Origin of the sequence: Massilia psychrophila (assembly GCF_002760665.1) — a bacterium.
Lineage (GTDB): Bacteria > Pseudomonadota > Gammaproteobacteria > Burkholderiales > Burkholderiaceae_D > JAFCUW01.
This window is the reverse complement of the sequence record NZ_PDOB01000054.1, coordinates 1-20,593: the sequence shown is the minus strand read 5'-3', so window position 1 is coordinate 20,593 and position 20,593 is coordinate 1. Positions and strand designations below refer to the sequence as shown.

Here is a 20,593-nt window from a genome sequence, read left to right as displayed (position 1 = left end):
GAGACCAGGACGTTGATAGGCTGGGTGTGGAAGTGCAGTAATGCATTAAGCTAACCAGTACTAATTGCCCGTACGGCTTGTCCCTATAACCTTAGCAGGTATAGAGAATAAGAGAACGCGTTGTGCTTGTTGTAATGTACAATCGCTACCTAAGTAAAACGAAACAATACTTCTTCCAGATTCAAGGTCATGCTGCCCAGTTGGGAGCACGCACCTGTACAAGTTATGCCTGATGACCATAGTAAATCGGTACCACCCCTTCCCATCCCGAACAGGACCGTGAAACGATATTACGCCGATGATAGTGCTGCAACCAGTGTGAAAGTAGGTCATCGTCAGGCTAGTTATAAGGAAAAAACCCCCGCAGAAATGTGGGGGTTTTTTTCGTCCTGCATCTTGAGAGGGTGCCAAACAGCGGGATACCAGCACGCCAGCAGCGGCCAGCCCGGCCAGTGCAGTGAGCCACCATTGTGGGGCGGCTGGTTGGTGGAAGGCAGAGGAGCATTCCTTGTTGGCGGCAGATTTTAATCGGGCTGCTCCACCACATACCCTTTGGCCTGCAAGGCCGCGATCATGCCGTCCGGGTTAAGGATGTGCGACACCGGCAGCATCGCGAATGTCGACTGATTTTTGGACAAGGCTTTTTCCGCCGCCGCCAGCCAGGTGTCGCGCATGCGTTGTTCCAGCGCCGCCGCGCCGGGCAACGATTTCATTGCCGGGCTATTGAACACGGCCGACTTGCAAGCCGATTCCTGGTCCGGATAGCTTAGCTTGCGCATCAGTTCGACGTCGCCGATCGCCCACGCATTCGCGCGCGTGCGCATTGCATCCAGATCCACCTCGAGACGGTCGATGATTTTCGAAAAACAGGCAAGATCTTCGATCTGCAACTTCTTGAAATCGCGCAGGACGCCACGTGGATTGTCGAGCGGCAGGCTGATCCCGGTTGGCGTATAGGCGAGCTTGTTCTTCTTTGAAATCTGCGTAATCGTGGCGATGACGTCACCGTCGCCACCAAGCCCGGCGTGGGTCAAGGCCTTCTGGAATAGCGCCTGCCCCGCGAAGATCGGCCGCTCCGTCTCGATGCCGGTATCGTCGCCGATGTATTTCTGCTTCAGCACCGTCCAGCGCGCATACACGTCCGCCGGCACCACGTCCTGCAGCCGCGCACCATCGGGATTGTTCTTGACGCCGATCGCAAACGGCAGCGCCGTCATCAGGTTGAACGCCTGCGCCCAACCTAGGCCGATGCTAGTGCCTGGCGCGCCGAGAAACTCTTGCGATTGCGCCAGCACCGCCTCCACCTGTTGCGATCGCCACACCATCTTGAGCGGCAGTGGTGAATAGGTGCCAAAAATCCACAGCACATGGTCGTCCTTGGACACCTTCCACAATCCCGGCCCGGGCCGCTTACCGACAATCAGGATCTGTTCCGGCGCGGCGTCGGGCGCGGTTTGCGCCCACGCCGGCGCGGTCAGCAAGGAGAGGCACAAGGAAAAGACAAAGAAATTACGCATCGCAACTCCCAAAAAGATTGAATTGCGATCTTACTGGCTTGCCAGCCCGGCGTGAAGAAAATAACAAGTTGTTACCATGATATGCATACGTCGGTCAGGCGTCGCCCTGCACCGGTATGAATATGCGGCGTTCGCCATGGACCACGATCTCGATCGGATGGCCGAGGTAACGGCTCAGCGCCGGCGCCGTCATGACCTGCTCGACCGGGCCCGCTTCCCACGAGCCGTCGCCCATCAGCAGCAAAGCGTGGCTGCAGGCCTGCTGTGCCAGGTTCAGGTCGTGGCTGATCGTCACGGCCGCCTTGCCCTGCTCGCGGCATAGCCTGGCGATCAGCCGCATCAAGCTGACCTGGTGCGCCAAATCGAGGGCATTGGCCGGTTCGTCGAGCAGCAGCAACGGTGTATCCTGGGCCAGGATCGCCGCAATCGCCACGCGTTGGCGTTCGCCGCCCGACAGGCTGCGCACGTCGCGCTGCGCCAGATCCGCCACTTCCATCGACGCCAATGCCGCCATGGCGACAAGGTGATCGTCGCTGTCTTCCCAGTAACGTCCGGCGTGGTACGGGTGGCGCGCCGCCAGCACCGTCTCGAGCACGCGGTACGCAAACGCGTCGCTGCGCGCTTGCGGCAAAAACGCCCGCTGGCGCGCCAGTTGTTCGAGTGGCCATTCGGCCAGTGGCCGGCCTTGGATGGCGACGCTGCCGGCATCCGGTTCGCGCATGCCGGCCAGGGTGCGCAGCAGCGTGGTTTTGCCGGCGCCGTTGCGCCCGATGATGCACCAGCATTCGCCTGCCAGGGCGGTCCAGTCGAGACGCTCGACGAGGGTGCGCGAATTCACCTTCAGGCTCAAGGCCTGCGTGCTGATCATGCCCGGCGCAGCTGGTGCAGCTGGTGCAGCTGATAGAGGAAGAACGGCGCGCCGGCCAGGTCGCCGATCATCCAGAACACCATGCCGCGCAAGCGGCTCTCGGGCGCGGTCGACAGCATCAGCGTCACCAGCGCCTGCATCGTGACGCCGGCCAGCGACAGCGCCGCGCCGGTGACGAAGGCGACTATCGCGCGCTGACGCCGGTCGCAAATAAACTGCTGCATCGGATTCCTTCATTCGACATTCTTGAAGGCCGCGCACTGAACACGCGTGCGGACATCAAAACCTGGTCATTATATGTCTTTGCGACAAAGCTCCAGCACCAGCTTAGGCGCAAGCATGGCGTCGGGCGCACGGTTTCGCGCCGCCCAACCGTGCGCGGCCAAACTGCGGCACAATTGGCACTTCAATATTGTCGCTCTATACAAACATACGAACTGGGACCGGGATGAACGAACAGGTGGCGAGGGACGTCGTGCTGGTGCGCGCGATCGAAACGATGGACCGCAAGCACGAGATCCTCAGCGACGACGATCGCATGTACGCCAGCCGCAGCGCCCGGGAACTGGCCGAGTGGCAGGCGTCCGACAGCAAGTCGGCGGTGACGATCGACCACTTCCTGCAGCAGCGCTCCGAGCAAATCCTCAAGCGCCTTAGCGAGCGCATGCCCGCGTTGCGCGCTTTTTTGCGCCGCGGCGTCGGCTCGACGTCGCTGTCGGCTGGCCTGCCGCTGCTCGCGCTGCTGTTCGGCGCCGGCGTCGACCGTATCAGCGACCCGCACCGCGTCGACCTGCTGTCGGCGCCGCTGCTGGCCATCATCGGCTGGAACCTGCTGGTCTACCTGGTGCTGCTCGCATGGCTGTTCGTGCCGGCTTCGAACACCGGGTGGGCCAGCGCCGGCATCGTGCGGCACCTTGCCGCTGGCGCCTTGCCGCGCAAGCTGCCTTCGACATTGACTGCCGCGCTGGTCGAATTCATGGCCGAATGGTCGCGCCTGTGCGGCAAGCTGACGCAGCTGCGCCTGTCGCGCACGCTGCACCTGGCGGCGGCGCTGTTCGCGGTCGGCGCGGTGCTGTCCCTGGTGGCGCGCGGCTTCCTCACCCAGTACGTGGCCGGCTGGGAATCGACCTTTCTCGACGCGGCGCAGGTGCACACGGCGCTGTCGGTGCTGTTCGCCCCCGCCGCCTGGCTGTTCCAGTTGCCGGGGTTTTCCGCGGCCGACATCGAGGCGTTGCGATTTACTCAAGCTGCCAGCCAGGCTTTGACCCAGGCTGTCAGCCCGCCGTCGGCGGCCGGCGGCAAGCGCTGGGTGCTGCTGTACACGGCGACGATGCTGCTGCTGGTAGTCTTGCCGCGCCTGGTACTGGCGGCGGTCGCGCACTGGCGCGCGCGCCGCATCGCGGCCAATTTCCCGCTCGACCTCGAGCAGCCATATTTCCGCCAGCTGCGCGGAAAAATGGGCGGCCCTGCCGGCGTGCTGCGCGTGCTGCCGTACAGCTTCACGCTCGACGAAGCGCGCGACCGCGGCCTGGCAAGTGTCGCCGCCATGCTGCTCGGCGAACAGGCCCAGGTGATGCTGCGCCCGTCCAGCGGCTACGGCGATGAACCGGTCGATGCCCTCGGCGGGGCCGCGCTGATTGATCCCGCAATCAGCCTGACCGCGGTGCTGTTCAATCTTGCCGCTACCCCCGAAAATGAAAACCACGGCGCCTTTTTGGAGCACCTGCTGCGCGCCTCGCCACGCGGTGTCGCCGTGCTGATCGACGAATCGTCGCTGCTCGAACGGCTCGCCGCGCAAGCCGGCGGTAGGAGCCGCGTCGACGAGCGGATCGCACTGTGGCAGCAGTTCTGCGCCCATCATCGCGCCACCGCCATGATCGTCAACCTGCTCGAACCGCAGGCGCGCCCGCTCGACCAGGGGGCGGCATGAACGCGTCCGCGCGGGACATCCAGTTCGCGCTCGTTTCGCATACCAACAACGGCAAGACCACGCTGGCGCGCACCCTCGTCGGCATGGACGTCGGCGAAGTACGCGACGCCGCCCACGTCACCGTCTTTGCCGAATCCCACACCCTGCTCGTTACGCCCGAGGGTGACTCGCTGCAATTATGGGATACGCCCGGCTTCGGCGACTCGGTGCGCCTGCTGCGCCGCCTCGCCAAAACGGGCAATCCGATCGGCTGGTTGCTGCGCGAGGTCGTCGACCGCTACCGCGACCGCACGTTCTGGCTCAGCCAGAATGCGCTGCGCACCGCCAAGGACGCCGCCGACATCGTGCTATACCTGGTCAATTCGTCCGAGCACCCGCGCGATGCTGGCTATCTGCCGGCCGAAATGAAGATCCTCGAATGGCTCGGCAAACCGGTGGTGGTGCTGCTCAACCAGGTCGGGCCGCCGCGTCCGGCGGCGCAGGAAAAGGCCGAACAGGAGAGCTGGAAGCAGCACCTGGCCGACTACCCGATCGTGCGCGACGTGCTCTCGCTCGATGCCTTCGCGCGCTGCTGGGTGCATGAACGCGTTTTTTATGAGGCGGTCGGCAAGCTGCTCGAACCTGCCAGCCAGGAAGGCTACGCGCGCCTGTTCGCCGTGTGGGAAGAGAGTAACGCCGCGCGGTTTCAGCAGGCGATGGACATCACCACCCGGCAGCTGATTGCGGCCGTCCGCGACAGCGAACCGGTCGGCATTGAGGAAAAGTCGATGCTGCGCTCGGCGATGAAGGCGGTCGGCCTGGGCAACAATGCCGAACAGCCCCAGGAAAAAGCCATGGCCGGGCTGATCGAGCGGCTCGATGCCCAGATCGGCGCCACCACCGCGCGCCTGCTGGCGCTGCACAAGCTCGACGCCAGCGAAGCGGGCAAGATCAACGCGCGGGTACGGCAGAATTTTGCCATCCGCGCGCCGCTCGACAAGGCCCAGGCGGGACTGATCGGCGCCGTCGTTTCGGGCGCCACGACGGGCTTGTCGGCCGACCTGATGGCGGGCGGACTGACGCTCGGCGGCGGCGCCCTGATCGGCGGCCTGGTCGGCGCGCTGACCTTTGCCGGCGCGGCCTGGGGTTTTAACGCCAGTACCGACCGCAATCATCCGACGGTGCAGTTTGCCGACGATTTCCTCAGGTCGCTGCTGGTGGCCGGTATCCTGCGCTACCTGGCGGTCGCCCACTTCGGCCGCGGCCGCGGCAACTTCGTCGAGAGCGAGGCGCCCGCCTTCTGGCAGGACGAAGTCGAGCGCGCCGTGGCGCTGCATGCCGACGGCATCAAGCATGCCTGGCAGGAACTGCGCAGCGACCCGGATGGCGCGAAAGCCGGCGTCGCGCTCGGCGAAGTCGTCACTGGCATCGCCGCACGCACGCTCGAGCAACTATATCCGGCGTCACCGCTGTTCCGCAAGCCGGCGTGACACTGGTGCATTCCATGCCACAGCTGTCCCACTCTGGAACAGAAAACGCGCAATCCCGGGCGCCGGGCTTGGCATGGCAATTGCTCATACCTGTTTGCCTATCCCCACATCAGCAGGAGACAACGTCATGCCAACTTCGCCCCGCAAGCTTGCCGCCGCCGCCGCACTTGCCGCCGCGACCTTCACTTCGTTTTACGCCGCCGCCCACGGCAACGTCACCCCGCAGGCGGTCGATACCACTGGCTTGCCGGCGCTTGGCGACAAGTGGCGCGACGAAAATCCCTTCAAGACCAACAAGCTCGCGCTCAAGATCGGCGCCTCGGCGTACAACCAGAATTGCGCGCGCTGCCACGGCATTGAAGCCATTTCCGGCGGCATCGCGCCGGACCTGCGCCAGCTCGACAAGGACTGCGTCGGCCTCAAGAACGAGGCGAAGCAAAGCGCCTGCTTCAAGGAGATGGACACGTATTACCTGGCGTCGGTGCGCACCGGCAAAGTGCGCAACGGCGCGGTCTACATGCCGCCGTTCGAGGGCGTCTTCAACCAGGAAGCGATGTGGTCGATCAAGACGTACCTGGAATCGCGGCGCGAAAAATAAATCCTGCTCATTTTCAACCCTAATAGATAGAAAGGTGGCGCCGAATGCCCCCAACCCTATTGCGTCCGGCCTGCCTTGCGCTGACGTTCGCCTGCCTCGCGCTGCTGGCTCCTCAGCACGCACGCGCCGACTGGAAAAAAATTCAGGACTCCGGCCACCTGAAAGTGGCACTCTACAACGATTTCGCGCCGTTTTCGGACAAGGGAGCCGGCATCGACGCCGACCTCGCTGTCGCGCTGTCGGCCAAGCTTGGGCTCAAACTCACGTCGCTGCCGTTTGCCGCCGGCGAGGCGATGGACGACGACCTGCGCAACATGGTGTGGAAGGGCCATTATCTCGGCTACGGGCCGGCCGACGTGATGCTGCACGTCCCGGTCGACAACCGCTTGATGGCCGCCAACGAGCAAGTCAACATATTCGCGCCGTATCACGTCGAAACGGTGCGCCTGGTGCGTAACGCGAAGTCGGTGCCGGCCTTCGACGGCCTCGAGGCGCTGGCCGGGAAAAAGATCGGCGTCGAAAAGGTCTCGATCGCGGCGATGGTGATGCTGGGCGAGGGTAACGGCAGGTTCCGCGACAACGTGCACATCTACCCCACCGCGATAGCGGCGGTGCAGGCGTTAAAGGCAGGCGAACTCGATGCGGTACTGGCCAACCGCTCGGAAATCGAATCGGTGATGAAGGGCAACGCCGGCTTCCCGCTGCACGATGTATCGTTCCAGCGCCTGCCGCGCTCGGGCTGGGCGATCGGCATGGCGGTGCGCAAGGACGATATTGAGCTGGCCCAAAAGCTTCAAGCGGCGGTCAACCAGATGGCCGCCAGCGGTGAGCTGAAAGCCATCTTCGCCAAACATGGCGTGCAGTTGGTGAAGCCATAAATTCGCCGGAAAACCCGCGTCAGAACGCGTAGGCCACGCTGGCGCCGGCCATCCAGTTGCGGCCAGGGGCCGCTTCGTAATAGCGCTTGTTGGCGTCGCCGACGATCAACGAGCCGACATACTGGCGGTCCAGCAGGTTATTGACCCGCACGAACTGCTTGAAGCGCCACGGGCCCGAGGACTGCTTCGCATCGAAGCGGGCATTGACAATCGCGTAGCCGGGCGCCGGGATGTCGCTGTTGGCGTCGTCGGGGTAGACCTTGCTGGTGGCGATAGTCTCAAGCGCGGCGCCGAAGCGCTCCGACGGATCCTTCCACGCCAACTCGGCGAACATGTTCGCGTTCGGCACACCAGGCAAGCGGCTGCCGGCCAGTACGTTGCCGAAACCCTGGTCGTACACGGCGCGCAGCGCGGTGAGCGCCAACCTCGCATTGAAACCGCCGCCAAGCGAACTGTCGAGCGACAGTTCGGCGCCCTGGCGCAGCGTCCGGCTGGCGTTCTTGTAGCTGGTGCGACCGCCGGATGACCTGTCGACCACGAGTTCGTCCGTCGTCTTGACCTGGAACAGCGCCGCGTTGATCCTGGTGCCGGCGCCGACAACCGTTTTGACGCCCGCTTCGACGTGGGTGCTTTGCGCCGCGCGCAGCGAAAAGTTGAAGCCGCTGCCAGTACTTGAGTAGAACAGCTCGTTTAAGGTCGGCGTCTCGAAACCGCGCGCCGCGCTGGCGTACACGTTGAGCACCGGGTTCACTTTATACAGTACGCCCAGTACCGGCGTGGTGTGGCTGAATTCGACGCTGCCGCTGTCGTTGCCGTTGCCAGGGGCGATAAAACGGTCGGCAACCGTTACCTTCAGCCGCGTGTGGCGCAGCCCGCCGGTCAACACCCACGGGCCGGCATCCCATTGAGCCTGCAGGTACGGGTCCAGGCTGGACAAAGTGTCCTCTTCGTCGCGCCGCAGCGCACCCTGCACGCCGAATTGGCCGCCGATAAAATTCTCGTAGCCTTTGCGCTCGTCTTTCGATTGGCCGTAGTCGAGGCCGGCGGTAATCGTCAGCTTGCCGGCGCCGAGCGCGCGCACGTGGGTCCAGTTGATGTCGGCGCCGTAAAAATCGCGGTCGAAATCGACCACGCCGCCCGAGTGCGTTGGCGACGCCTGAAACGCTCTCGAGAACGCCTGGAACTGGGTCACCTGGCGGTTGCCGCCGTAGACCATCAGGTGCAGGCGGTCGTCGCCGAAGCGCTGATCGTAGGACAGACCAGCCTGCTGGTGGTTGATGTCCTTGCGGGTATCGTAGCGCTCGGCCAGGGTGCGCTTCGGCGTCGCAGTGTCAAGAAGGTCGATCTCGCCGGCGCGCGGATCGCGCTGGTAAGTCGCCCACGTCGCGCCGAGTGGATCTTGGGTAGCGTCCTGGCGCAGCGAGTTGGCCACCAGGGTCAGTTTGCCGCCTTCAAGCGGCTGCATGGTCAATTTGGCGAACGCCTGGTCACGGGTGGCGGCACTGTGGGCGCGGTAGCCGTCGGTCTCGAAGCGCGAAACGTCGATTACGTAGCCGAGGCCGCCGTTGCTGCCCTGTGCATTGAGGTCAAGCTTGCGCGCGCCGTCGCTGCCGGCGGCAACGTTCAGTTCGAGCGTCGGGCGGCCCTTGCCGTCGCGCGTGAACAGCTGGATGACGCCGCCCGAATGGTTGCCATAAATGGCAGAAAACGGCCCGCGCAGCACTTCAATGCGCTCGGCCATGTCAAGATTAAACGCCGACGGCTGGCCTTGGCCGTCCGGCATCGTGGCCGGGACGCCGTCGCTGATCAAGCGCACGCCGCGCACGCCGAAGGCCGAGCGGGCGCCGAAGCCGCGCGACGAGATCTGCAGGTCCTGGGCGTAATTGTGCCGGTTTTGCGCGACCAGGCCGGGCACCGACGACAGCGCCTCGGAAGCGTTGACACGCATCTGGCCATCGCGGATGCGGGCCGCGTCGATGACGTCGATCGACGCCGGCAGATCGAAACTGTTGTGCTCGACGCGGCTGGCGCTGACGACCACGACGCCGGCCAGCGGCGCGCCGGCGTCGGCAGCATGGCTTGATGCCGCCAGCGCGGCGGCGCCGGCGGCGAACAGGCTGGCAATGGCATTCAGGCGAAACGGCTGCGGCATGAGTACTCCTCCAATGATTAAAAAACAGTTAGTTCACAAGCAATATACCTGCCATGCCGATTTTCTGCAGCGCGCGTATGCAGCGGGCTACGCCGCCGATTGGCTCGTAACGTGACAACTGTTCCAAATTGAACCAGCTGGCGCGGCGCCAAGTCCATGCACGGCGCATGCGCCGCCTATGACGGCGGGCAGGCAAGCATCGCTGGCACGGCACTTGCAAATCGATGGAGGTGATCAAAAGATGATCAACACCACTGCGCCAGTATCGGCGGTTTAAAAACCAAACACTCGGAGGACGACATGAATCTCGCGGACATCAGCAAGCTGGGCGTTGCCAACCCTTTCAAGCAACGTTACGACAACTACATCGGCGGCAAGTTCGTCGCGCCCGCCAAGGGTGAGTATTTTGGCAACATCACGCCAATTACCGGCCAGGTGTTTTGCGAGATCGCGCGCTCGAGCGCGGAAGACATCGAAACCGCCCTCGACGCCGCCCACGCCGCCAAGGACGCCTGGGGCAAGACGTCGCAGGCCGAGCGCGCCAACATCCTCAACAAAATCGCCGACGTAATGGAAGCGAACCTGGCGCTGATCGCCACCGCCGAGACCATCGACAACGGCAAGCCGATCCGCGAGTCCATGGCCGCCGACATCCCGCTGGCGATCGACCATTTCCGCTATTTTGCCGGTTGCATCCGCGCCCAGGAAGGGTCCGTGTCCCAGATCGACCACGAGACCTATGCCTACCACTTCCACGAGCCGCTCGGCGTGGTCGGCCAGATCATCCCGTGGAACTTCCCGATCCTGATGGCGGTGTGGAAGCTGGCGCCGGCCCTGGCCGCCGGCAACTGCGTCGTTCTCAAACCTGCCGAGCAGACGCCGGCCTCGATCATGGTGCTAATGGAGCTGATCGGCCACTTGCTGCCGCCGGGCGTGCTCAACGTCGTCAACGGCTACGGCCTGGAAGCGGGCAAGCCGCTGGCGTCGAACAAGCGTATCGCCAAGATCGCCTTTACGGGCGAGACCGGCACCGGCCGCCTGATCATGGGCTACGCCGCGCAAAACCTGATCCCCGTCACGCTGGAATTGGGCGGCAAGTCGCCGAACGTGTTCTTCGCCGACGTGATGGATGCCGACGACGACTTCTTCGACAAGTGCCTGGAAGGTTTTGCGATGTTCGCGCTGAACCAGGGCGAAGTGTGCACCTGCCCGTCGCGCGTGCTGATCCAGGAATCGATCTACGACAAATTCATCGAGCGCGCATTGAAGCGGGTCGCCGCCATCAAACAGGGCAATCCGCTCGATCCGTCGACCATGATTGGCGCCCAGGCGTCGCAGGAACAGCTGGAAAAAATCCTGTCGTATCTGGACATCGGCAAGCAGGAGGGGGCCGAAGTGCTGGCCGGCGGCGCGCGCTTCGACCAGGGCGGCGACCTCAAAGAGGGTTATTACGTGACGCCAACCGTCTTCAAAGGCGACAACAAGATGCGCGTTTTCCAGGAAGAAATCTTCGGGCCAGTGGTGTCGGTCACCACGTTTACCGATGAAGCGGACGCCATCCGCATCGCCAACGACACCTTGTACGGCCTCGGCGCCGGCCTGTGGACGCGTGACGGATCGCGCGCCTTCCGGGTTGGCCGCGCGATCCAGGCCGGCCGCGTCTGGACCAACTGCTACCACCTGTACCCGGCCCATGCCGCGTTCGGTGGCTACAAGCAGTCCGGCATCGGCCGCGAAAACCACAAGATGATGCTCGACCATTATCAGCAGACCAAGAACCTGCTGGTGAGCTACAGCCCAAAAGCGCTCGGCTTTTTCTGAGGAAATAACCATGAACCTCGCGCCCGAGCGGGTCGTCGCCACCGAAGCAGCCCTGCAAATGATCGCCGGGCTGCGCGGGCGGCACGGTCCGCTGATGTTTTTTCAGTCCGGCGGCTGTTGCGACGGCAGCGCGCCGATGTGTTATCCGGCCGGCGAGTTCGACGTCAGCGACACCGACGTCTGCCTCGGCAACCTGGACGGCGCGCTGTTCTACATGGGACTGGAACAGTTCGCCTACTGGGAACATACCCAGCTGATCATTGATGTGGTGGCCGGCAACGGCGGCATGTTTTCGCTGGACAACGGAACAGGGCGGCGCTTCCTGACGCGCTCGCGCCTGTTCACCGATGAAGAATTTCTTGCCTTGGCCAACTCCCCGGTAGCCACGGACAAAAAATAATCTACAAGAAAGAGGAGAAAATTGTGCAGAACAATATATTGATCGGATGCGCGCTCGGCCTGGCCGCGGCGTCGCTGGCGCCACTGACTCAAGCGGCCGACGTCACCAACGCCATGCTCACCAACACCGCCAAGGATCCCAGCAGCGTGCTGTCGTTCGGCATGGGTACCGAAGGCCAGCGCTTTTCACCGCTGACCCAGGTCAACACGAAAACAGTCGGTAAGCTGGTGCCGGCCTGGTCGATGTCGTTCGGCGGCGAAAAACAGCGCGGCCAGGAATCGCAGCCGCTGATCCACAACGGCAAGATGTTCGTCACCGCCTCGTATTCGCGCATCTTCGCCGTCGACCTGAAGACCGGCACCAAGCTGTGGAAATACGAGCATCGTTTGCCGGACGGCATCATGCCGTGCTGCGACGTCGTCAACCGCGGCGCCGCGCTGTACGGCAACCTGGTCATCTTCGGCACGCTCGACGCCCAGCTCGTCGCGCTCGACCAGAATACCGGCAAGGTGGTGTGGAAGGAAAAGGTCGGCGACTACGCCGCCGGTTACTCGATGACGGCGGCGCCGCTGATTGCCAAGGGCCTGCTGCTGACCGGCACCTCGGGCGGCGAGTTCGGCATCGTCGGCCGGGTCGACGCGCGCGACCCGATGACGGGCCAGCTGGTATGGTCGCGTCCGACTGTCGAGGGCCACATGGGCCATCGCTACGACAAGGATGGCAAGCAAAGCGATAACGGCATTTCCGGCACTCTCAACAAGACCTGGCCGGGCGACCTGTGGAAAACCGGCGGCGCCTCGACCTGGATGGGCGGCACCTACGACGCCGCCACCGGCCTGGCCTATTTCGGCACCGGCAACCCTTCGCCGTGGAACAGCCACCTGCGCCCTGGCGACAACCTGTACTCGTCATCCACCGTCGCGCTCGACGTAGGCACCGGCCAGATCAAGTGGTCATACCAGAACACGCCGAACGACTCCTGGGACTTCGACGGTGCCAACGAGTTCGTCACCTTCGACATGGACGGCAAGCGCTACGGTGGCAAGGCCGACCGCAACGGCTTCTTCTACGTTATCGACGCCCACAACGGCAAGCTGCAAAACGCCTTCCCGTTCGTGCGCAAGATCACCTGGGCCAGCGGCATCGACCTGAAAACCGGCCGGCCGAATTTTATTGCGGCCAATCGCCCGAGCGATCCGACCAAGGGCGAGGACGGCAAGAAGGGCAGCACGGTGTTCTCGGCGCCGGCCTTCCTCGGCGCCAAGAACCAGATGCCGATGGCGTACAGCCCGCAAACCAAGCTGTTCTATGTGCCGGCCAACGAATGGGGCATGGACATCTGGAATGAGCCGATTACCTACAAGAAGGGCGGCGCCTTCCTCGGCGCCGGTTTCACCATCAAGCCGCTCAACGACGACTACATCGGCGCCATGCGGGCGATCGATCCGAAGTCCGGCAAGATCGTCTGGGAAATCAAGAACTCGGCGCCGCTGTGGGGCGGCGTCATGAGCACCGCCGGCGGGCTGGTATTTTATGGCACCCCCGAAGGTTTCTTGAAGGCGGTCGACGCGAAAACCGGCAAGGAACTGTGGAAATTCCAAACCGGTTCGGGCGTCGTCGCGCCGCCGGTGACCTGGATCGATGGCGGCACGCAGTACGTCGCGGTAGTGTCCGGCTGGGGCGGCGCGGTGCCGCTGTGGGGCGGCGAAGTGGCCAAGAAGGTCAACTTCCTCGAGCAGGGCGGCTCGGTGTGGGTGTTCAAGCTGGCCAAAATTTGAGCGTGTAGCCGCCCCTTGGACGCCTGGCTGAGGTTGTCTCCGCAGCCGGGCGGGCGGTTTTCAGGCGGCTTCGGCCGCTTTTTTTCACCCCAGATTATTATCCGCAACTTTTTGTCCGCTTCGCTGCTGGGCGTTCAAAAACAGAACAACCGCGCAGGCGACTGGCTCATAGCGGCACAGCTTGGAGGCCTTTTGCGGCGCTTTCGGGGCTGATCGGCTGGGCACGCTTTTTGCCACGAATCCAGGTACATCGACACGATGTGGCTACTTACATAAAACATAAAAGGAGACACGGATGAAAAACGTATTGTTGTTGACCGCGCTTGCCGCGGCGAGCCTGCAAAACGCCCACGCAGTGGATATCAAATCGGGCGACTGGACGGTGTCGGTGGGCGGCATCGTCAACGCGTACTACACCGCGGTGTCGTGCTCGGGCGACGCGGTCGGCGGACTGGCGCTGGGCGGCGAGGCACTCGGCTGCGGCGGCCAAGGCGAGCGCACCACCATCGGCAACGGCTTGCTGCCGAACGGCCTGATCACGTCGGCCGCCTCGACCCAGGGCGGCTATGACGTCAAGGCCTTGATCGGCATCTACAACTCGACGGCAACCGACAGCGCGATCGGCCAGAACAGCGTGGTCGACGTGCGTCAGGCGTTTTTCACTGTTGGCAACGCCGAGATGGGCACGGTCAAGCTCGGCCGCGACTACGGCATCTTCGGGTCCAACGCGATCCTCGCCGACATGACCTTGATGGGCGCCGGCGCACCAGTGCAGGCGACCCAGCGCGGCCGCGTCGCGCTGGGCCACATTGGCGCCGGATACACCTACCTCGGCCACTATGGCCAGATGACGTACACGTCGCCGAAGGCGGTTTCCGGCATCGGCTTCGAGGCCGGTCTGATGAGCCCGGTTGCCGACACGCCGATCTTGGCAGGCCCGGTCTACACCTCGAAGTCGAGTCCGCAAGTCCAGGCCCAGGTGACGTACACGCAGGAGGGCATCAAGGGCTGGCTCGGCGCCAAGGCGCAAAAATTCACTTCGGTCACCCCCGGCGTCGGCGACCTGACCATGAGCGGCTTCGAAGTGGGCGGCTCGTATACCTTCGGCGCCACTGGGCTGCTGGTCAATATTCAGAGTGGCAAGGGCCTGGGCATCCTGTCCGACGCCGATCAGGGCAACACCAAGTCAATCAACTATATTGTGCAAGGCACCTTCAAGACGTCCGAAAAACTCAAGCTGGGCGCCAGCTGGGGCATGAGCGAAAACGACGACAACACCGCCGGCACGCGCGGCCTGAAGTCGAACGCCAACCTGACGCTTGGCGCCTACTATTCGCTCAACAGCTTGATCACGCTGGTGGGCGAAGTCGGGCAAACCCGTTCGAAGTCGTTCAGCGGTCAATCGGCACGCATGAACGGCATTGCGCTGGGCGGCATCATTTTCTTCTGATCCTGTGCGCTTGATGGTAATTGCCGTGTGCTGGCTGGCGCTGCTGTGCGCCTGCCAGCCGGCGCGCGCGGGCGTGCTGACCAAAGCGGGCCTTGTAAAACGCTTCCCGGCGCCGTTGATGGTCGGCGACAAGCAGGCCGACTTGCCGGTGTGGCCCCTGTTCAGGCAGAACGCGACCGCCACCGAACTGGTCGGCTACGTGTTCGAGTCGATCGACCTGGCGCCGATTCCCGGCTTCGCCGGCGTGCCGATCAACTTGCTGGTGGCAATCGATCCGAAAGGCAGTTTCCTCGACGTCGCCGTGCTGTCGCATCACGAACCGGTGTTTCTCGACGGGCTGGGCGAAGCGCCGTTGTTCGCCTTTGCCAGCCAATACAAGGGCCTGTCGCTAAAACAGAATCTCACCATCGACAGCGCCACGAAGCGCCTGCGCGCGCCGGATGCCGGCCATGCTTACCTCGACGGGGTGTCGAAGGCGACCGCGTCGGTGCGCATCATCAACCAGAGCGTACTGTCGGCGGCCCTGAAAGTGTCGCGCAAAAAACTTGGTTTCGCCGAGGGTGGCGATCCGGACCAAATCGCCCGCATCAAGCCTGGCTTGTTCGAGGAAAAGAGCGTCGCGCAGCTGCAGGGGGCCGGGCTGATCGGGCACGTGCGCTTGACCAACCGCGACGTCGAGCGCCTGTTCGCCGGCAGTCCCGGCGCCGGCCTCGATCCCGAAGCGCTGGCCAGTCCCGACGCGGTGTTCATCGACGTTTATATAACGCTGGCATCGGTGCCGACAGTTGGCCGCAATGTGCTGACAGGGCCAAGCTGGAGCAAGCTGCGCGACCGGCTCGAAGGAGGCGACCATGCGCTGCTGGTGATGTCGTCGGGCAGGTACAGCATCCTCGCCGATGATTTCATCCGCGGCAGCGTCACTGACCGGCTCTTGCTCAAGCAAGACAAGCTGCCGGTCGACATGCGCGACCTCGACATGGAAGTTAATCTGGCCGCCGGCAGCGCATTGCCGAGCGCCAGCATGACGGTGCTGCGGGTGATCAGCCAGGCCGGCCTCGATCCGGCGCGCCGGTTCGACTTCGCCTTGCCGATTACGCGCCTGAAGGGCATCGTCTATCCGGAAAGAATTACGCGCGACATCCATTTTTCGCTGCGCGTGCCCGCGCATTTTTATGTCGCGTCGCAGGGCAATGATAAATCCTGGCCTGGCGTGTGGAAAAGCCGGCGCGTGGACTTGCTGGTTCTGGCTGCCGCATTGGTGCTGCTGGCCTGCATGTTGCTGCTGCAAAAACGGCTGGTCGCCGAAGGCCGGCGTTTCGACTGGTTCCGCCGCGCTTTCCTGCTGTTTACCATCGGTTTCATCGGTTACTACGCCCAGGGCCAGCTATCGATCGTCAATTTTACCGGCGTGCTGCAGGCGCTGATGGCGCGCCGCAGCCTGGAATTCTTATTGTTCGATCCGATGACCGTCGTGCTGCTGGGGTTTACCGCGCTCTCGCTGCTGGTGTGGGGGCGCGGAACCTTCTGCGGCTGGTTGTGTCCGTTCGGCGCGCTGCAGGAAGCGACCGGCAAGCTCGGTCAATGGCTGAAGCTGCCGCAGCTGCGCGCCAGCGCGCGCATCGATGCGCGGCTCAAGCTGATCAAATACGTGGCGCTGGCGGCCATCCTCGCCAGCGCGTGGCTGGCGCCGCAACTGACCGACAAGCTGGTCGAGTTCGAACCATTCAAAACGGCGATCACCCTTAACTTCGTGCGTGCCTGGCCTTACGTCGCCTACGCCAGCGCACTGCTTGTGGCCAGCATGTTCGTCTACAAGTTTTTTTGCCGTTACCTGTGTCCGTTCGGCGCCGCCCTGGCGCTGCTGGGCAGGGTCCGCATTCTCGACTGGGTGCCGCGCCGCAGCGAATGCGGCGCGCCATGCCAGAGCTGCCGCTACCGCTGCGACTACCAGGCCATCACACCGGCCGGGGCGATCAGTTACGACGAATGCTTCCAGTGCATGGATTGCGTGGTGATCTACGCCAGCGACGAGAAATGCGCGCCGCTGATCATGGAGAAAAAACGTGGACGCACGATTTCCATCGCGCATTTTCAGGGGGATAAATAAATGTTACGTCGAAAATTTCTTGCCGCCTCGCTCGGCACCATGGCCGTCGGGGGCGGCCCGGGTCTGTTACAGCGCGGCGGCCAGTTGTTCACCGGCGCAACGCTGGCGTTCGGTACGACGGTGACGGTGTCGCTGATTCACGACGATGCCGATCAAGCCGGGGCGGCCGTCGCTGACGCGCTCGACCAGGCCACCCGGGTCGACCGCCTGATGAGCATCTACAATCCCGCCAGCCAGGTATTCCAGTTGAACCGCGACGGCGTGCTGGAGCGCCCGCACGCGCACCTGCTCGACGTGCTGCGCCAGGCGAATGCCTTGTCCGAACTGACACGGGGCGCCTTCGACATCACCGTGCAGCCGCTGTGGCAAGCGTTCCGCGCGACGGCGAACGGGCAGGCGCTGCCGACGCACCAGCAGCACGTGCAAGCGCGCTCGCGCGTCGGTTGGCGTGGCGTGGTTATCGACGACGGCACGGTAAGCTTGCGCAAAAAAGCGGCGGCGATTACCCTCAATGGCCTGGCGCAAGGCTACGCCGCCGACCTGGCGATGGCCGCGGTGCGCGCGCGCGGCATTGGCAACGCTTTGCTCGACACTGGAGAATTCAGCGCCCACGGCAACAACGGTGCGCTGCAACCGTGGACGCTCGGCGTGCCCGACCCGCGCGACCTTGATGCCCTTGCCGCCGTGTTCAAGGTCGATGGCCGCTGCGTAGCTACCTCCGGCGACTACGCCTCGGCGTTCACGCCCGATTTCGTCCACCACCACATTTTGGACCCCGCCACCGGCAATTCGCCGCAGGAACTGGCGAGCGTCACCGTATTGGCGCCAAGCGCCATGCTGGCCGACGGACTGTCGACCGCGTTCATGGTGATGGGTGCGCGCAAGGCCCACGCCATGGCGATGCGCCTGGTCGACGTCGATGTGATGACAATCAACAAGCGCGGTGTGGTGTGGAAATCGCCAGCCTTTCCGCTGGCGCTGCGAAACGAGGCTATTTCAGCTTAGGCAGCTTGCGGTAAATCGTATTGCGTGACACGCCCAGCGCGCGCGCCGTGGCCGACACGTTGCCGCCGTGCGCCTCGAGCGACTTGAGGATGGCCGAGTGCTCCAGTTGTTCCAGGTTGACGCCAGTGTCGACCATGCTTGCGGCCGTGGTGGCAACATGCGCGCCGGCATCGACCGCCGGATGCATGTCGATGTCGTCGAGGAAATCGTCAGGCATGTGGCGCAGGCAGATTTCGTGCTCGTCGCCGGCCATGATGACCGCGGTGCGCAGCAGGTTGGTCAACTGGCGGAAATTGCCTGGCCATTTGTGCCGCATGAACATGAACAGCACTTCTTCCGACACCATGTAGTGCCCGCCGTTCGACTCCGTCGCAAGGATTTTTTTTACCACCGTCTCGAGGTCGGTGCGCTCGCGCAAGGGCGGCAGTTTCACGACAAGGCCGTTAAGGCGGTAATACAAGTCTTCGCGGAACAGTCCCTTGGCAATCCGTTCGCGCAGGTTGTGATTGGTCGCGCAGATGAGTTCGACGTTGACGGGAATCGACTTGTCGCTGCCGAGAGGGGTGACCATACGCTCCTGCAGCACCCGCAGCAGTCGCGCCTGCAGGCCGAACGGCATGTCGCCGATCTCATCCAAAAACAGCGTGCCGCCGTTTGCCTGCAGGATCTTGCCGATCGAGCCCTTCTTGCGCGCCCCGGTAAAGGCGCCGTCCTCATAGCCGAACAGTTCCGACTCGATCAGCGTTTCCGGGATCGAGGCGCAGTTGACCGCGACAAACGGCCCCGTCGTCCGCGGCGAGTCGTTGTGGATCGCTTGCGCCAGCAGTTCCTTGCCGGTACCGGTTTCGCCCATCACCAGGATCGGGATATCGCGCCCGAGCACCTTGTTGACCTTCATGATGACCTGTTCGAGCTGGGGGTCGCCGGTGTTGAGGTAGCGCAGGCCGGACAGCCGGCGCGCCGCGATGGCTGTCTGGGCCGCCGTCGGCGTCGGCGCCGTGCGAGCTGGCACGCCGGGGACGGTGATGCGGTCGATGTTCTCGTTGCGGACACCGGGCAATGCTTGCGCCTCGTTCATCAAGCGCAACTGCGCACGGCCAACCACTCTCACTCCGCTGAGCAAGCACAGGTTCAGCAGTCCGGGCGCCGCGGTACGGTAATGATCGACCATGGCCGACACCGACATGCCGAACAGCGAACTGAAGGTATGCGATTGCAGCGCCGACCACGACAGGCCGAGCTGGAACAAGCCGTTGCGGTTGGCCGACAGGAAGCGTCCGCCCGGCGTAAAGGAGGCTATGCCTTCCATCAAGGTGCCGATGAATTCCGGTCGCGCGTGGAAGCGCAGAGTGATCGAATCCTCGAACGTGGCCGCAAACAGCTGGTTCTCGATCATCAGCGCCGACATGCGCACTAGCGCCATGGTGTGCTTGTGAAAACTGCGTTGGTCGCCGGAAACATCGAGTACCCCGAGCACCTTGCCTTGGTGGTCGGTAATTGGCGCCGCCGAGCAGGTCAGAAAGTGATGGGCCGCCAAATAGTGCTGGTCCGCATGCACCAGCGTGGCGGTTTTTTCCGCGATTGCGGTGCCGATCGCATTGGTGCCCTTGCTTTGCTCGGACCAGGCTACCCCTGGCTGCAGCGCCACCCTGCTGGCCTTTTCCAGGAAGTCGTCGTCCCCCAGCGAATGGACGATCACGCCTTGCGCATCGGTAAGGATCACCATGTTATGGGTATTGATGATCTGCTGATACAGGGTTTCCATCGCCGGCACTGCATGGGTGTACAACATCCGGTTTTGTTCGATCAGCAGCGATAACTCGTTGCGAGCGAGCGGATCAAAATTAGGCCGTGCTCCCGGACAGAGGCCATAGGAAAGCGAACGCTGATGGGACGATTCGATAATGACAGGCATATCTTCATCCCACCGAGCGACGGGTGACGTACCGGCCGACCCCGGCAGATGGTCAGCAGTTTGTTGGTGCATGATCGTTTGTCTCCGTGTGGGCCCTCGAAGGGGGCACTCTCGATGGAATGTCGCTGTGCCAAATTAGTACACCTGCGCCAGGATCGACCAGGCAGAGCCCGCCTCTACGATCGCGCATAACTTCTTTAACTACAAATGTCATCCCCTGCGCCGATCTTGTCAAGAAATTGCGGAGGAAAACTGGAACTGACACGACATGGAAAGCAAGCTCGATGCCATGTCGTACACCTGCGAAGAAAAAATCCTTGCCATCCTTCAGCTCCCTTTGCTATAGTCCGCCTCCCCGATGAAATGGTTAACAAAATCAAGCAGTTGGGGCCGTCTGAAAAGACTGTGACGGTAAAAATGAAGGTTGACGAGAAACGCGAAACGCTGCATAATCTCACCTCTCTGCTGCAACGAACACAACGCTTCGTACTGCGCAGCAAGATGTGCCGAATAAGTTCTTTAACAATTAACAGTCGATAAGTGTGGGCGTTTGATGAAAGTGCCAGTGACTTCGGTCACTGAATACTTAAATTATCAAATGTTCACAAAAAAGAAATATAGGCGCTTCGCAAGAAGTGGCCTGTCAGTATTTTGAGTGAGCGACCTGTCTTAACGGACAGTGGCAGCAATGCCAACAAACAAGAT

General features: G+C 62.9%; 15 protein-coding genes, 2 rRNA genes and 1 pseudogene. 13 read left to right on the top strand and 5 right to left on the bottom strand.

The window, feature by feature from the left end; genetic code table 11:
* A 23S ribosomal RNA gene (locus tag CR103_RS20715) occupies positions 1-85 on the top strand; the annotation flags it as partial.
* Between the two features lie 143 nt (positions 86-228).
* Positions 229-341: ribosomal RNA gene (gene rrf, locus CR103_RS20710) — 5S ribosomal RNA — on the top strand.
* A 183-nt stretch (positions 342-524) separates the two neighbouring features.
* On the opposite strand, the gene CR103_RS20705 is transcribed toward rrf, so the two are convergent.
* The 3 genes and pseudogenes from CR103_RS20705 to CR103_RS24230 form a co-directional block, all read right to left on the bottom strand.
* Positions 525-1,517: a TraB/GumN family protein gene (locus tag CR103_RS20705; RefSeq protein WP_099917803.1), complete on the bottom strand. Its 993-nt coding sequence runs from the start codon at positions 1,515-1,517 to the stop codon at positions 525-527.
* 94 nt (positions 1,518-1,611) lie between these two features.
* Positions 1,612-2,385, bottom strand: coding sequence for an ABC transporter ATP-binding protein (locus tag CR103_RS20700; RefSeq protein ID WP_099917802.1), 774 nt, complete (start codon positions 2,383-2,385; stop codon positions 1,612-1,614).
* 44 nt (positions 2,386-2,429) lie between these two features.
* Positions 2,430-2,561: pseudogene (locus CR103_RS24230) on the bottom strand (iron ABC transporter permease); the annotation flags it as partial.
* Positions 2,562-2,833: 272 nt separating this feature from the next.
* On the opposite strand from CR103_RS24230, the gene CR103_RS20690 reads away from it, so the two are divergent.
* The 4 genes from CR103_RS20690 to CR103_RS20675 all read left to right on the top strand — a co-directional run bounded on the left by CR103_RS20690 (position 2,834) and on the right by CR103_RS20675 (position 7,260).
* The gene (locus CR103_RS20690; protein ID WP_099917800.1) at positions 2,834-4,315 is read left to right on the top strand and encodes a DUF2868 domain-containing protein; all 1,482 of its coding nucleotides are present in this window, start codon (positions 2,834-2,836) and stop codon (positions 4,313-4,315) included.
* Entirely contained in the window at positions 4,312-5,784 is a 1,473-nt protein-coding gene (locus tag CR103_RS20685; protein ID WP_099917799.1) for a GTPase domain-containing protein, read from the top strand. The genes CR103_RS20690 and CR103_RS20685 overlap by 4 nt, the downstream gene beginning before the upstream one ends.
* Positions 5,785-5,911: 127 nt before the next feature.
* Positions 5,912-6,382, top strand: coding sequence for a cytochrome c-550 PedF (gene pedF / locus CR103_RS20680; protein WP_099917798.1), 471 nt, complete (start codon positions 5,912-5,914; stop codon positions 6,380-6,382).
* 44 nt (positions 6,383-6,426) lie between these two features.
* The gene (locus CR103_RS20675) at positions 6,427-7,260 is read left to right on the top strand and encodes a substrate-binding periplasmic protein (protein WP_099917797.1); all 834 of its coding nucleotides are present in this window, start codon (positions 6,427-6,429) and stop codon (positions 7,258-7,260) included.
* Between the two features lie 19 nt (positions 7,261-7,279).
* Here CR103_RS20675 and CR103_RS20670 read toward each other — a convergent pair whose 3' ends face one another.
* The gene (locus CR103_RS20670) at positions 7,280-9,412 is read right to left on the bottom strand and encodes a TonB-dependent receptor family protein (protein ID WP_099917796.1); all 2,133 of its coding nucleotides are present in this window, start codon (positions 9,410-9,412) and stop codon (positions 7,280-7,282) included.
* A 300-nt stretch (positions 9,413-9,712) separates the two neighbouring features.
* Here CR103_RS20670 and adh point away from each other — a divergent pair, with 300 nt between their 5' ends.
* The 7 genes from adh (at position 9,713) to CR103_RS20640 (ending at position 17,973) form a co-directional block, all read left to right on the top strand.
* Positions 9,713-11,233: an aldehyde dehydrogenase gene (adh, locus tag CR103_RS20665; protein WP_099917795.1), complete on the top strand. Its 1,521-nt coding sequence runs from the start codon at positions 9,713-9,715 to the stop codon at positions 11,231-11,233.
* A 10-nt stretch (positions 11,234-11,243) separates the two neighbouring features.
* Positions 11,244-11,633 (top strand): DUF779 domain-containing protein, encoded by a 390-nt coding sequence (locus CR103_RS20660; RefSeq protein WP_099917794.1) that lies wholly within the window; start codon positions 11,244-11,246, stop codon positions 11,631-11,633.
* A 23-nt stretch (positions 11,634-11,656) separates the two neighbouring features.
* On the top strand, positions 11,657-13,411 hold the full coding sequence (locus CR103_RS20655; protein ID WP_218968514.1) for a PQQ-dependent methanol/ethanol family dehydrogenase: 1,755 nt from the start codon (positions 11,657-11,659) through the stop codon (positions 13,409-13,411).
* 15 nt (positions 13,412-13,426) lie between these two features.
* On the top strand, positions 13,427-13,624 hold the full coding sequence (locus CR103_RS22285) for a hypothetical protein (RefSeq protein WP_143752693.1): 198 nt from the start codon (positions 13,427-13,429) through the stop codon (positions 13,622-13,624).
* A gap of 82 nt (positions 13,625-13,706) precedes the next feature.
* Positions 13,707-14,861 (top strand): porin family protein, encoded by a 1,155-nt coding sequence (locus CR103_RS20650; protein WP_099917793.1) that lies wholly within the window; start codon positions 13,707-13,709, stop codon positions 14,859-14,861.
* A gap of 13 nt (positions 14,862-14,874) precedes the next feature.
* Positions 14,875-16,968, top strand: coding sequence for a 4Fe-4S binding protein (locus tag CR103_RS20645; protein ID WP_099917792.1), 2,094 nt, complete (start codon positions 14,875-14,877; stop codon positions 16,966-16,968).
* Complete coding sequence (locus CR103_RS20640) at positions 16,969-17,973, top strand: FAD:protein FMN transferase (RefSeq protein ID WP_099917791.1); 1,005 nt, start codon at positions 16,969-16,971, stop codon at positions 17,971-17,973.
* Here CR103_RS20640 and CR103_RS20635 read toward each other — a convergent pair.
* Positions 17,960-19,888: a sigma-54-dependent Fis family transcriptional regulator gene (locus CR103_RS20635; RefSeq protein ID WP_099917790.1), complete on the bottom strand. Its 1,929-nt coding sequence runs from the start codon at positions 19,886-19,888 to the stop codon at positions 17,960-17,962. The genes CR103_RS20640 and CR103_RS20635 overlap by 14 nt on opposite strands.
* Between the last annotated feature and the right edge of the window lie 705 nt (positions 19,889-20,593).

Bases quoted from the DNA above. Each gene is read 5' to 3' on its own strand.
- CR103_RS20635 (WP_099917790.1), bottom strand. From the start codon at position 19,888: ATGCCTGTCATTATCGAATCGTCCCATCAGCGTTCGCTTTCCTATGGC.
- pedF (WP_099917798.1), top strand. From the start codon at position 5,912: ATGCCAACTTCGCCCCGCAAGCTTGCCGCCGCCGCCGCACTTGCCGCC.
- CR103_RS20650 (WP_099917793.1), top strand. From the start codon at position 13,707: ATGAAAAACGTATTGTTGTTGACCGCGCTTGCCGCGGCGAGCCTGCAA.
- CR103_RS20700 (WP_099917802.1), bottom strand. From the start codon at position 2,385: ATGATCAGCACGCAGGCCTTGAGCCTGAAGGTGAATTCGCGCACCCTC.
- CR103_RS20645 (WP_099917792.1), top strand. From the start codon at position 14,875: ATGGTAATTGCCGTGTGCTGGCTGGCGCTGCTGTGCGCCTGCCAGCCG.
- CR103_RS20640 (WP_099917791.1), top strand. From the start codon at position 16,969: ATGTTACGTCGAAAATTTCTTGCCGCCTCGCTCGGCACCATGGCCGTC.
- CR103_RS20690 (WP_099917800.1), top strand. From the start codon at position 2,834: ATGAACGAACAGGTGGCGAGGGACGTCGTGCTGGTGCGCGCGATCGAA.
- CR103_RS20670 (WP_099917796.1), bottom strand. From the start codon at position 9,412: ATGCCGCAGCCGTTTCGCCTGAATGCCATTGCCAGCCTGTTCGCCGCC.
- CR103_RS20675 (WP_099917797.1), top strand. From the start codon at position 6,427: ATGCCCCCAACCCTATTGCGTCCGGCCTGCCTTGCGCTGACGTTCGCC.
- adh (WP_099917795.1), top strand. From the start codon at position 9,713: ATGAATCTCGCGGACATCAGCAAGCTGGGCGTTGCCAACCCTTTCAAG.
- CR103_RS20685 (WP_099917799.1), top strand. From the start codon at position 4,312: ATGAACGCGTCCGCGCGGGACATCCAGTTCGCGCTCGTTTCGCATACC.
- CR103_RS20705 (WP_099917803.1), bottom strand. From the start codon at position 1,517: ATGCGTAATTTCTTTGTCTTTTCCTTGTGCCTCTCCTTGCTGACCGCG.
- CR103_RS20660 (WP_099917794.1), top strand. From the start codon at position 11,244: ATGAACCTCGCGCCCGAGCGGGTCGTCGCCACCGAAGCAGCCCTGCAA.